Below are 13,417 nucleotides of genomic sequence, written 5' to 3' on the forward strand. Positions count from 1 at the left end.
ACCATCACTCCGCTTTGTTTAATTCAAATGCTTCCTCTACCGAAGCTACAAACGCTTTACCATAGTTGTGATTATCTGCGATGTTATCTAATAAAAATTCCATTTCTTCTTTAAATGAAGTTAATACTAAATGATCATTGACGATGACCTCTTTGTCGAAGTGTTCATGAATCATTGACCATGTTTCCTCTACAAATAATAAATAATGGTATTGTTCACCACTATCAAGCATATATACAAATGCATGATTATCACTATCTACAATCATATGCTCTGCTGGTTCTAATCCCTCAGTTGGTTGGTCTGTATAACATTTGATTTGATTATCATTTATTTTAATTTCATTTACATAAATACGCATTGTTGTTCCTCCTTATTCCAATCTATTTTAACACATTTTAATTTAAACATTCATATCATCAAGTCAATTTTGTATAATTACTTGTTTATCCGTAAATCTTCTATAATAATAGTGTAAAAGGAAGTGTATATCAAAATGGGACAAGAACTCGAAATTGAATTCAAGAATATGCTCACGCTTGAAGATTATGAATTAATCAAACAATATTATTTTAAACAAAGTGAGCCTTTTAAACAAACAAATTACTATATAGATACAAATAATCATGATATTATGTCACAAAAAATGGCACTACGAATACGTGAAAAGAATCATAATTATGAAATGACTTTAAAAGTCCCACAAGAAGTTGGTCTTCTAGAATATAACGAAATTGTTGAGGATGTTCCTAAACAAGGTGAACGATTAGACAAACAATATCTTCCAGAAAACATTACTGAAATATTAAATAAGTTCAATATTCCACTGAATGACCTAAGACAACTTGGTGATTTAACGACTTATAGATTAGAAAAAAATATAGGCACTGGACTTTTAGTATTAGATCATAGTATTTATTTAGGTATTGAAGATTACGAATTAGAATTCGAAGTTAAAGACTATGCTAAAGGCGAAATAGCTTTTAATAAAATTTTGAATGACATGAATATAAAAAGAAATATTCCAAATAATAAAGTGGTGCGCTTTTTTAATGCAGATCGCAAAAGAACATGAATTTACTTTCGTTACAAGTCGAAATACTTTTAAAAATTTAAGAACATGTTATATTAATATTATCGATAATGAAATAAGCAAGAAAAGGTGAAATTATGACCCCATATGAAGTAATCGACCCCCAAGATTTGTACGACATGATTGATCACTTTTATTATCTCGTAGAACGCGATAATCGTATTAATCATCTTTTCCCTGGTGACTTTGCAGAAACGAGTCGTAAACAGAAACAGTTTTTAACTCAGTTTTTGGGTGGTCCAGCATTATATACAGAAGAACATGGTCATCCGATGTTACGACAACGTCATTTACCTTTCAGAATTACGAATAAAGAAAGAGATGCTTGGCTAGAGAATATGCTTGAAGCCCTTACCCAATCTCGATTAAATAAAGATATACAAGAATATTTATATGAAAGACTCAAGCTAACTGCAAACCACATGGTTAACGCTTAATATAGTTGAAGGTGGATAATATGGCCGAAGAATTAAGACTAATCCATGCTAATGAACAAAATAATATAGATTTAACACCTGTAAGCAAAATCGAAATTTATTCATTTTTCGATCCATTTTGCGAAGATTGTTTTAATCTATCAGCTACATTAGCAAAGTTAAAAATTGAATATCAAAAATATGTTAAAATTCGTCAGATTTTGAACCCATCTCTAAAAGTTTTGACTAAATGTCAGGCTCAAAGCACATGTGAATTTGATAATGTAGCTTTAGCATTTAAAGCAGCAGAATTACAAGGACATAATAGAGCGAGCAGATTTCTAAACTTAATTCAGAATGAAATTATACCTCATGAAAAAATCATTACAACTGAGTTAATTAGAAAATGTGCCTACAAATCTGGAATTGATTTATCTGTATTTATTAAAGACTTAAAAGAACAGTCATTGACTGAAAGTTTACAAACAGATTTGCACATTGCACGTGAAATGGATATCAATATGACACCATCACTTGTGTTCTTTAATGAAGATGTACATTCTGAAGGACTTAAAGTAGAAGGTTTATACCCATATCATATTTATACGTATATCATTCAAGAACTTATTGGAACTGAAGTTGAGAAACAACTCCCTCCAAAATTACTCGATTATATACAATCGCAATCGATTATTTCCGAACAAGAAATTGCGACAATATATGAATGGCCAGAGAAAATCGTCAAACGCGAATTAAAAAAATTACAACTCCAAAATTATATAGAACAACAAGATTCTGTACATGGAGATTTTTGGAAATTCAAGAAAAGTAAATAATAAGTATAGGATCTGTAACCTTACTTAAATTAAAGATATAAAATAAAAAAACAGCAGTCATTCATCACTAAAGATGAATGACTGCTGTTTTAATTTGGACATTTATGCCCTACTCAATTTTTAGCATGAACATTAAGTTTCATACTTTATGGCTAAATATATGTTCTTATAACTTATACTTACCATTTAATAGATAACTTTTGGGATGTTAACTATGAATGAACAAACAAATAAATAAAAAACACCGTGTCTGATTACACGGTGCTTAAACAAAGGGGATGGGAGAAATTTTTCACTTCAAACAAAGGGGTATGTTTGTTATGTGATTAATTTCATGTATGTAATATAACATGGTCTATACACTAAATTCAACAAAAAACATCGTTTTTTTTAATTTGTCACACAGTTGTCATATTGGAAACGTCTACATACATTTATTTCTCTTTTACAAGCTTTTCAAAGGCATTTAGTTTCTGTTCAAATACTTCCATTGCCTCTTCTATTGGTTGTTTAGATGTCATATCTACACCAGCTTTTTTCAATACTTCGATCGGATAATCTGAGCTACCTGCTTTTAAGAATTCATTAATATATCTCTCAACTGCTGGTTCGCCTTCTTCTAATATTTGTTTGCTCAATGCTTGTGCCGCACTATAACCTGTAGCATATTGATAAACATAGAAATTATAATAGAAATGAGGAATACGTGACCATTCTTTGGCAATGTTCTCATCTGTCACAACAGCATCTCCGAAATATTTTTTATTAAGTTCTGCATACTCAGAGTTTAAACGATCTGCAGTTAATGGTTCACCATCTTCTACAATTTTATGAATAAGGTATTCAAACTCAGCGAACATTGTCTGTCTAAATAATGTTGCTCTAAATCTTTCTAACTCTTGGTTTAATAAATATTTACGCTTTTCAGGATCTTCTAAGTTCTTATCCATGTATTCACTTAATAACGCTTCATTAGTTGTAGAAGCAACTTCTGCTACAAAAATTGAATAATCACTTTCATTTGATTGTTGATATTTTCTACTGAAATAACTATGTGCAGAATGTCCAAATTCATGAATTAACGTAAATAAATCAGAAATAGAGTCTGTCCAGTTTAGTAAAATAAATGGATTTGTTAAGTGAGCGCCTGAAGAATAGCCACCAGAGCGTTTACCTTTATTCTCATAAACGTCTACCCATCTATTATTTAAACCTTCTTCAACTACATCTGTGTATGTTTGACCCATAGGTTGTAACGCTTTAACCATCCAGTCTTTAGCTTCTTCATATGGCATCTCAAATGAAGAGTTTTTAACGAGTGGTGTATACATATCATACATATGCATTTCATCTAAACCGAGTAACTCTTTTCTTAAAGCTGTATAACGATGTAACAATGGTAAATGCTTATGTACAGTCGCAATTAAGTTATCGTATACTTCTTCTGGAATAAAGTTATTTGATAATGCTTGTTCACGAGCTGAGTTGTACTTGCGAACTTTTGAACTAAATATAGCAGTCTTAACTTTCCCACTTAACGTTGCAGTTAATGTATTGTTATGACTACCATATGCTTCATATACATTATCATAAGCAGATTTTCTTAAAACACGATCTTCAGATTCTAGTAATTTAGTATATGTACCTTGTGTCAGTTCGTGTTCATTACCATCTTTATCCACTGCTGGTTTAAATGTTAAATCAGCATTATTGAACATACCAAATACATTGCTAGGTGTTTGTAATGCTTCCCCTGCTTCAGCTAAAATCTTTTCTTCTTTATCACTTAAAATATGAGGTCTTTTTTTATTAAGTTTCTCAATATCAAATTGATATCTTTTTAAATCATCATTTGATTCAACAAATTCATTTAATGTTGCTTCATCGATAGACATTAATTCAGGTAATATAAAGCTCCATGCACTCGCAAATTTATTAGCAAGTGTTGCTGCCTTCGCTTCATATCCAGCGTATTTATCATTTGCTGTGTCTTGATCATGTTTCAAATGAGCATAAACATAAACTTTACCTAGTTTCTCATCAATTTCACTATCAAGTAATAACGCTTTATACAATGTTTCTGCACTATCTTTCAAATGACCTTTGAATTGTTCTTCTTTACCTAAATAGCCTTCTAACTCTTTAAAAGCTTCTTCATATGCTTCGTCAGAAGAAAAGATAGTTGTTAAGTCCCATGTATATTGTTCTTGTTGTTCTTCCCTTGTAATTAACTTCGCCATCTTAATAGCCTCCTTAATATTTCATATTTATAATTTTCTCATTAATTAGTCGAATTTGCACGTGAAATAGCCTTTCGTTTTACAATTGAAATATATGAGTAAAAGGCGTTTAAAAGGATTTCTTTCTTAGAATAATGACAATCATAAAATGATCTAAATTCTATGAACTGATAAAATTTTTCAAAAGTAAATGTCTTATTGTTCATTTCTAAAAACAAGTATGTTTGCCATGTAATACAATGTGTTAAAAAATATATTTGTTCAGGTACAATAATACCAATAATCGCTTGTCTCTTCTTATGTATTAAGCGTGCATTATATAATAAAGATAGCGTCGGTTCTAATACATTCTTCTGTTTCCTACATTTAGTTAAATATTCTTGATAAGCTCTATCCGTTAACGCTAAATTTGGTATTTGCTTTAACGGGTAATCTTCTAATAAATGCTCCCATTGAATTTCACGTCTATAACCGATAAATCTATGTTTATCAATTGATTGTAAACATTCATATCTTATTAACAAACGCTCTTCTGGATTATAAGTGTTCTTTCTCTATGATTAATGAGTGCTGATTCAAAATAACTGAGGGTTAATATACCATTCTGATATTTAATTTCTTTACCTATCCAAATTACTTTCATATTCATTATTCGAAATCCTTCACTTCTATCCATTAATAAATCAAAGCTAATAGGTGAATATTGAAATTCGACAACAAGATTTTTATTAATCAGAATGTCAGGAATTTGTTCAATCTCTGAAATATAATATTCCATATCTATGTTAACTTTCCCATTTAAGCTTGCATAAATATGATGCTTAGATGATATGTGATCAAGAGATTCTTTCTTATAACTATTTCTTAAACAATAACTATCTACTTTATGAGCAAAGTGCGCTACAGTATCTTTCCCTTTCTTGATAACAAGTTCATGTAAACAATCCGGGCACCTATATATTTCATTTGCCTTAGCGTGTTGTGCATATATTAACTGATTATGTTGATTAAGTCCCATTAACATAAAAAAACACCTCTTTAGTATATAAAACGTAAAGAGGTGCTAAAATTACTTATTTAATTTTTAGGTTCAAAATATCTTCTCACTTGACCCATAACATTATAACTCATGACAACTTTTGCATAATCATCTAGATATAATTTAGACACTTGAGTTGGATTAGCATATTCAAGTAATTGTCCGTAGAAGTCATTAATAATGTCTTCACTATCTATTTGATCAAATTGTACATAATAATAATATTTGTTATCTAACATGTATAATAAGTCTGTAAATACAATATCTTTATGTTCATTATAATGTGCATATTCAATAATATCTTCTAACTCTTCGAATCTTACAAGTAAGCCTATGTCTTTAGGGACAAAGTGTTTTTCAGCTTCTTTCTCTTCATTCAAGAGATCTCCGATATTCTGATCAGAATCGAGTGCTTGAGATAAGAAATCATTGACTTGATACTCTAATTGTTCATTAGATTCTTCGTCAGTCATATTTAACAGTTCGTCACCTTTAGATTTAGAAACGGTTACTTCAACACCCTTTTCAAATGCATGCACTTGGATCCACAATGGTCCTTCAACGACAAATTCTTCCTCGTCATTGATTTCATCCATCATAGACCAGAAAAATTCTTCGCCACGTTTACGATTTGTCCATAAATCTTCACGTTTGAAACCTCTTGCTTCGATATCTTGATAAGTTATAAATAATTTTACCGTTGTTTCATCAATTCGTTCTATTCTCATAATGTCACACTCCCTTACTCTAGGAATAGTACATTCATTGTATTATAAACAAGTACATTTTAACAGTAATTTGTTCGAACTATTCACATTTAATTTTTTATACAAAAATAGCCCCTGTGAACAGGAGCTATAATGTTAATATTAGACTAAATTAGTCAACCATACGTTGTGCTTCCATTAATTGGAATGTACGCACTTTTCTTGGTAAGAAACGACGAATTTCATCTTCGTTATAACCAACTTGTAAACGTTTATCATCTAAAATAATAGGTCGACGTAATAAACCTGGGTTGTCTTGTATAATTGTATATAATTCTTGTAGAGGTAATGCATCGATATCTACATTTAATTTTTGATATGTTTTAGAACGAGTTGAAATAATTTCGTCTGTTCCATCTTCTGTCATCTTTAAGATTGATTTAATTTCATCTAATGTTAAGTGTTCTGAAAAAATATTACGCTCCGTATACGGAATGTCATGTTCTTGTAACCATGCTTTCGCTTTACGGCAAGATGTGCAACTTGGTGAAGTAAATAATGTTACCATACATCTCACTCTCCTAATTGAATATTATTTATGTTAAACGTCAGTGAACTTATAAGATAAAATACACTTAATTATATATACCCTATATATTACTAGGTTAAACATATATTGCTCACTTGGTTTAATCTTTATCTAATTGCTATAAATATATTATATAACTCAAAGATTAAAATTAAATGAGAAACTGCTAATAATTCATTAAAAAGCACATAAATTATAGATGAATATGTTTATGACGACATATTTATCTAATTACAAGAATAACACAACTTACAAATGATTAAAATACTGTTATAATGATATAAAGAAATTTTGTAGAAAAGAGGCAACTTTAATGGAAACTTTATTTTCAGGTATCCAACCAAGTGGTATCCCTACTTTAGGTAACTACATTGGTGCATTAAAACAATTTAATGAGATTCAGCACGACTATGACTGCTTTTTTTGCATTGTAGATCAGCATGCAATTACAGTACCTCAAGATAGACTTAAATTAAGAGAAAACACACGTAAATTAGCTGCGATTTACTTAGCATCTGGACTAGACCCAGAAAAAGTAACGCTATTCATCCAATCAGAAGTACCAGCACACATTCAGGCTGGATGGATTTTAACAACAATCAGTTCAATTGGTGAACTTGAAAGAATGACTCAATATAAAGATAAAGCACAAAAACAATCTCAAGGCATTCCAGCAGGTCTATTAACTTATCCACCATTAATGGCAGCAGATATTGTACTTTATAATACAAATATCGTACCTGTCGGCGATGACCAAAAACAACATATTGAATTAACACGTAATGTTGTTGATCGCTTTAATACGAAATACAATGATGTTTTAATTAAACCAGAAATTCACATGCCTAAGTTTGGTGCTAGAATTATGAGCTTACAAGATCCATCTAAGAAAATGAGTAAGAGTGATGATAATCAAAAGAACTTCATCTCATTATTAGATGAGCCAAACGTTGCAGCTAAGAAAATTAAAAGTGCTGTTACAGATTCTGATGGCATTGTTAAATATGATAAAGAAAACAAACCAGGAATCAGTAATTTACTCGTTATATACTCTAGCCTATCAGGACAATCAATTGAAGAATTAGAAGCACAATATGCTGATAAAGGATATGGCGATTTCAAAGGAGACTTAGCTGAAGAAGTTAAGAAATTCCTTGTAGAATTCCAAGAAAAATTCAATTATTATTATGAAAACAAAGAAGTATTAGATGAAATTCTTGATAAAGGTAGAGATAAAGCAAGTTTCGTAGCCAATAAAACATTGAAAAAGATGGAAAACGCTATAGGATTAGGTAGAAAAAGAAAATAATTATAAAAAGCAGTAGAAACTCACATTTTAGTGAATTTCTACTGCTTCTTTAATGTCTATTTTTCAATATAAGCTTCTTTTAATGTAGAAACGCCTCCGAATTGGTGGTTCACTACATTTTTAACGTTAGGTTTTTGAAGTTGTGCTACACCGACTTGATAAAGTGGTACAATACCCGCTTCATTTAATAACATACTTTCAGCTCTTTGTAATTCTGAAAGTCGTTTGTCAGGGTTGCTTGCTAATGAAGAGTCTGCTGCTTTAATAATACTGTCATATTCTTTATTAGACCAGCCAGTATTATTATGAGAACCGTCTGTTACATAAAGTTCTAAGAATGTCATTGGATCTGGATAGTCTGGAATCCAGTTTTCTAGTGACATTTCATATTCACCTTTTGAAACAAGATCCAGTTTTTGTTTAAATGGTTGTTGTTTAATTTTAATTGTAACTCCATCTAAATTTTTCTCTAATTGTTCTTTAAAGTATTCAGCATCTCGTTTAGCTGTGTCTTTGTCATAAGTCATAAGCTCAATTGTAAAATTATCTTTACCTAATGCTTTTTTAGCTTTTTCATAATGTTCTTTTGCTTCTTTAACATTATATTGGTTCGTATTTTTCACGCCATCTTGATATTCTTTACCTTTACTATCTTTAACAAAATCTTTTGGTACAAAGTTATCTGTTGGAATAGAACCGTTATTCAAGTTGTTTTTCACGTATGCTTCTTTATCAATTGCTTTAGCAAATGCTAATCTAAAGTCTTCATTCTTGAATTCAGGCACTGTATCTTCATTTAATTTGAAGTAATACGTTACAGTATCTAATTCTGTATTAAATGCTTTATCATCTTTATATTTCTTAACTTGTTCTGCTGGTAAATCTACAATATCTAGTTTATTCGTTTCATATAAATTTACAGCTGTTGAAGCTTCTTTTACCACTTTATAGTTTACTTTGTTTAATTTAACTTTATCTTTATCCCAGTAATCATCATTTTTTTCTAACGTAACTTTATCGTCTGTTTTCCATTCAGTTATTTTGAATGGTCCATTATATAAAGTTGTTTTGACTGTTGTACCATACTTGTCACCTTGTTTTTTAACGAATTTTTCATTTTGTGGCATAAATGTACCGAATGACAATAATTCTTTATAGTATGGTAATGATTTCGTTAGTTCAAATTCTAATGTATGATCATCTACGGCTTTAACACCAAGTTCTTCAGGCTTTTTGTCTCCTGAATTAATTTCTTCTGCATTTTTAATATCGTATAAGATATATGCATATTCAGATGCAGTATCTGGATCTACAACTTTTCTCCAAGCAAAGACAAAATCATGTGCCGTTACTGGATCGCCATTTGACCATTTTGCATCATCTCTTAATTTAATCGTCCACTTCTTACCATCGTTCGTAATTTTCGGATCACCTTTTGCTACTGCTGGTATTGCTTTATCATCTTTATCTAATGTGTAGAGACCTTCCATTGTTTGGAAGAACATATCAAATGATAAACCATCTGTTGCCATAGCTGAATCCATCGTGGGTATATCACCATTGATTTGTAAATCTAATGTTTCATCACTCTTGCCTTTACTACCGCCACCCGATGAACAAGCACTCAATACGAGTACAGCTGCTAACATCATTGTTAAAACTTTAAATATTTTCGACATGTAACTCATCCCCTAAGTTTATATTTAGTTAAACTACCGATTTGTTACTTTTGAACATAAGCATGTTTTAAATCTGTATCTCCACCAAACTTATGTCTTTCAATATCTTTCACATAACTTTGCGTTAATCTTGCATTCCCTTGTTGATAAATAGGCACAATAACCGCTTCATCTAATAATAATGATTCAGCATCTTGCATAGCTTCAACACGCTCTTGTTCTTTATCTAACAATTTATCTCCCGCATCGTTAATTTTGCTGTCATATTCTTTGTTTTTCCAACCTGTTTCATTCATCACATTATCGCTTGTAAATAATTCTAAGAATGTCATAGCATCTGGGTAATCAGGACCCCATCTACCGAATGAAATTTGATAATCCATGTTTGCTTCTAATTTTAATTTTTGCTTATAAGGCTGTTGTTTAACTTTAATTGTTACGCCTGGTAAGTTTTGCTCAATTTGCTCTTTAAAGTATTCAGCATCCTTTTTAGCGTTATCTTGGTCATAAGTTAATAATTCAAAAGTAAATTCATCTTTACCAAGTTCTTTCTTAGCAGCTTCTAAATGTTTCTTAGCTTCTGCTTTATTGAATTTATTATCTGTTTTAACACCTTTAGTATAGTCTTCTCCTTTAGTATCCTTTACAAATTCTGTCGGTACTAAAGAGTTTGCTGCTTTAGAACCATTGTTTAAATTACTCTTAACATATTGCTCTCTATCAATTGATTGTGCGATTGCCATTCTTAAATCTTTATTTTTGAATTCAGGTACATCTTTTTGATTCATTCTCATAAAGTAAACTCTTGATTCAAGTTCTGTGTTATAAGCTTTATCATTTTTATATTTCTTAACATTTTCTGCTGGGATAAGCGCTTCATCTACATCCCTTGCATTATACATATTTAGAGCTGTTTGAGGCTCTTTAACAACTTTAAAATTCACACTATCTAGTTTCACATTACCTTTATCCCAATATTCTTTGTTTTTAGTTAAAGTATAATTATCTTCTGTCTTCCAGTCAGATAACGTAAATGGGCCATTGTATAGTGTATCTTCAGCAGTTGTGCCGTATTTATCGCCTTTTTCTTTTACGAATTTTTCATTTTGCGGTAAAAATGAACCGAATGACAATAATTCTTGGTAATAAGGTAATTCACGATTAAGTTTAATTTCTAATGTCTTATCATCAATCGCTTTAACACCTAATTCTTCAGGTTTTTTGTCACCTTTATTAATATCTTCGGCATTTTCAATATCAAACATAATAAATGCATATTCAGAAGCAGTTTTTGGATCAACTAATTTACGCCAAGCATATACGAAGTCGTGCGCAGTAACTTTATCTCCGTTTGACCACTTTGCATCTCTCAATTCAATCGTCCAAGTCAAACCGTCTTTAGACTTTTTAGGATCACCCTTTGCAATACCCGGAATCGCTTTGTCATTTTTGTCTAACTTATACAACCCTTCCATCGTATTATTTAAAGCATCGAAAGACACAGCATCTGTTGCTAAAGATGAATCCATTGATGGAATATCCGAAATAGAAATTAATCGTAACTTTTTGCCATCCCCTGCAGAACCGTCACTTTTATCCTTTCCGTTTCCACCACTACATGCCGATAAAAGTAAAATTATCGACAGAAAAACTAAAAAACTCCACCTTGCATGTTTGTTTTTCATAAACATTTCCCCTTATTCAATTTTTGAAAATTCAGTCATTTCTGAACTTTCTTCAATTATAATGTTAATTTGTTTATGTCGCAACATAAGTTATCAAGAAATACAATTTTTAGAATTTAATAAAGATTTCGTAAGAATAATTATTAAATATCATAAAATAAACCCTACAAATTTTAAATTTGTAAGGTTTATTCCTAGGATTTATTTAGAACTATAGTATTTTCAAAAGCCTCGTCTGGATTTTGAGTATGATTTAATTCTAACCACTTATCATAGTTTCCTTCATATACGATTTCTCCATGATCTATAAATATGATATGTGGATTTAAATGAGCTAAATCTTGTAATTGATGAGTGGCTAATAGACAAATTTTACCTTTATGTATTAATGACTGTAATTTTTCCATTATCATTTTCCTAGATACTGGATCAACACCACTCGTCGGTTCGTCAAATAAGAACAGCTTTCTATCCAAGTTTGAAAAAATCACTGTTAACAGCCATTTAGTTTCTCCAAATGACATCTTCCCAATTTTCATTTTTAATAAATGATCATATTTCTCTTTTTCGATGTTGGATAAACCTTTATAAAAATGATCTTTGAACTTCTTTTTCTCACCCTTAGGAATAATGCCTAAAAATAATTTTATAAGGTCTTCTCCAGTATTATTTGGTGCGTAATAATTATATTGTGTTAGAAATGAAATATCATACAATTTCGGCATATTGATTTCATCGTATTCTGCTTTTAAATGATTCGTTATACAATCGAATAAAGTTGTTTTACCAGCTCCATTCATACCTATTAATACATTTAATCTATCTGGTTTTAGATCAAACGAAATATTTGAAAGTACTGGTTTATCACTATTTTTGTATGTATATTTTAAATTTTTTACATAGTACATGTAACTCATCCTTATCTTATAATTTTAGAATTAATATCTAATTTTAAAAGTGCATATAAACCAATTACGACATAAAAAATATATATTATAGGAATCATCATGCTGAAATGATTAAAACCAAGAACAATCAATTCCCCTAATTTATAAAGGAAATGTAACGGATTAATCCATTCCAATCCAAAGAGTTGCATATTGACAATGTAAAATAATGCAATTGAAAGTATCGTTGAAATAGTAGCGATAGAACTTGCTTTAAAAGGCAATGAAGTTACTACTAAGAATATAAATGATATAGGAATGATTAAAAGTATATAAATAAAGGCATATAATAAAATTTTCAAACTAAAGAGTTTAAATAAAGCCATAAATAGAATGGATATAACACTTATGCTTATAGATAAAATTAAGATTTGAGATACTAATATTGCCAATATAAATGGATACTTGGACCCTGCCAACATAACATAACTTTTCAGTGCGCCAACTTCTCTAATATTTGCAATTTCAACTGCAATGCCATTAAGTAATATCATGATTGTCATAAATGACCAAAATTGAACTAATAATATTTCCTTATCTTCAATAGTCTTGACACTATTTTGATAAACTGAAAAATTAATGATAATCATTAGAATCGGAAAAATAAGCGTCCAAACTAAAGTAATCCTATCTTTCAATATCGATTTTAAATTAAATATAAGAAACGAATTAAGTTGATTCATAGTTCACTCCAATCAGCTTTTAAAAGCGTGAATTTTCTAACTTTATTTAGTTTAATTATATATAAAGTCTATTTCAGTATCAATAAAGTGTTAAAAATTTACAAAATCAAAACCACCCGTTTAACGGGTGGTTTGTTCTGCGGCTATAAGCCTCTATTACTGACCAGCCCTAAAAGGGCACTGAGAAGATCAGC

The 13,417-nt window shown here is 30.3% G+C and carries 14 protein-coding genes; 4 read left to right on the forward strand and 10 right to left on the reverse strand.

Going from position 1 to position 13,417, the window contains the following annotated elements:
• Positions 1-4 precede the first annotated feature (4 nt).
• On the reverse strand, positions 5-361 hold the full coding sequence (locus tag LQ611_RS11265; RefSeq protein ID WP_025905666.1) for a UPF0738 family protein: 357 nt from the start codon (positions 359-361) through the stop codon (positions 5-7).
• A gap of 135 nt (positions 362-496) precedes the next feature.
• Here LQ611_RS11265 and LQ611_RS11270 point away from each other — a divergent pair, with 135 nt between their 5' ends.
• The 3 genes from LQ611_RS11270 (at position 497) to LQ611_RS11280 (ending at position 2,345) form a co-directional block, all read left to right on the forward strand.
• Positions 497-1,075 carry a CYTH domain-containing protein gene (locus tag LQ611_RS11270; protein WP_119493989.1) on the forward strand — a complete coding sequence of 193 codons (579 nt, stop codon included), beginning with the start codon at positions 497-499 and terminating at the stop codon, positions 1,073-1,075.
• Between the two features lie 95 nt (positions 1,076-1,170).
• Positions 1,171-1,530, forward strand: a complete 360-nt coding sequence (locus tag LQ611_RS11275; RefSeq protein ID WP_049319860.1) for a globin domain-containing protein — start codon at positions 1,171-1,173, stop codon at positions 1,528-1,530.
• 20 nt (positions 1,531-1,550) lie between these two features.
• On the forward strand, positions 1,551-2,345 hold the full coding sequence (locus LQ611_RS11280; protein ID WP_025905669.1) for a DsbA family protein: 795 nt from the start codon (positions 1,551-1,553) through the stop codon (positions 2,343-2,345).
• Between the two features lie 434 nt (positions 2,346-2,779).
• Here the strand turns inward: LQ611_RS11280 and pepF are convergent, their stop codons facing one another.
• The 5 genes from pepF to spxA form a co-directional block, all read right to left on the reverse strand.
• A complete protein-coding gene (gene pepF, locus LQ611_RS11285; RefSeq protein WP_119489362.1) occupies positions 2,780-4,585 on the reverse strand; it encodes an oligoendopeptidase F in 1,806 nt (601 codons plus the stop codon).
• Positions 4,586-4,626: 41 nt separating this feature from the next.
• Positions 4,627-5,109: a hypothetical protein gene (locus LQ611_RS11290; RefSeq protein WP_232339581.1), complete on the reverse strand. Its 483-nt coding sequence runs from the start codon at positions 5,107-5,109 to the stop codon at positions 4,627-4,629.
• Complete coding sequence (locus LQ611_RS11295; protein WP_233678218.1) at positions 5,103-5,609, reverse strand: competence protein CoiA; 507 nt, start codon at positions 5,607-5,609, stop codon at positions 5,103-5,105. Before LQ611_RS11295 ends, LQ611_RS11290 begins: the two co-directional genes overlap by 7 nt.
• A 53-nt stretch (positions 5,610-5,662) precedes the next feature.
• Entirely contained in the window at positions 5,663-6,352 is a 690-nt protein-coding gene (mecA, locus tag LQ611_RS11300) for an adaptor protein MecA (RefSeq protein ID WP_025905672.1), read from the reverse strand.
• 151 nt (positions 6,353-6,503) lie between these two features.
• Complete coding sequence (gene spxA / locus LQ611_RS11305) at positions 6,504-6,899, reverse strand: transcriptional regulator SpxA (RefSeq protein WP_025905673.1); 396 nt, start codon at positions 6,897-6,899, stop codon at positions 6,504-6,506.
• Positions 6,900-7,233: 334 nt separating this feature from the next.
• Here spxA and trpS point away from each other — a divergent pair, with 334 nt between their 5' ends.
• Positions 7,234-8,229, forward strand: coding sequence for a tryptophan--tRNA ligase (gene trpS, locus LQ611_RS11310; protein ID WP_037588881.1), 996 nt, complete (start codon positions 7,234-7,236; stop codon positions 8,227-8,229).
• 56 nt (positions 8,230-8,285) lie between these two features.
• Here the strand turns inward: trpS and LQ611_RS11315 are convergent, their stop codons facing one another.
• The 4 genes from LQ611_RS11315 to LQ611_RS11330 all read right to left on the reverse strand — a co-directional run bounded on the left by LQ611_RS11315 (position 8,286) and on the right by LQ611_RS11330 (position 13,223).
• Complete coding sequence (locus LQ611_RS11315; RefSeq protein ID WP_119494801.1) at positions 8,286-9,908, reverse strand: peptide ABC transporter substrate-binding protein; 1,623 nt, start codon at positions 9,906-9,908, stop codon at positions 8,286-8,288.
• A gap of 44 nt (positions 9,909-9,952) precedes the next feature.
• Positions 9,953-11,593 carry a peptide ABC transporter substrate-binding protein gene (locus LQ611_RS11320; protein ID WP_107634378.1) on the reverse strand — a complete coding sequence of 547 codons (1,641 nt, stop codon included), beginning with the start codon at positions 11,591-11,593 and terminating at the stop codon, positions 9,953-9,955.
• Positions 11,594-11,787: 194 nt separating this feature from the next.
• Positions 11,788-12,501 carry an ATP-binding cassette domain-containing protein gene (locus LQ611_RS11325; protein WP_204175452.1) on the reverse strand — a complete coding sequence of 238 codons (714 nt, stop codon included), beginning with the start codon at positions 12,499-12,501 and terminating at the stop codon, positions 11,788-11,790.
• 11 nt (positions 12,502-12,512) lie between these two features.
• Complete coding sequence (locus tag LQ611_RS11330; protein WP_119489366.1) at positions 12,513-13,223, reverse strand: hypothetical protein; 711 nt, start codon at positions 13,221-13,223, stop codon at positions 12,513-12,515.
• Positions 13,224-13,417: the final 194 nt, after the last annotated feature.

Source organism: Mammaliicoccus sp. L-M44 (assembly GCF_022386355.1).
Lineage (GTDB): Bacteria > Bacillota > Bacilli > Staphylococcales > Staphylococcaceae > Mammaliicoccus > Mammaliicoccus sciuri_A.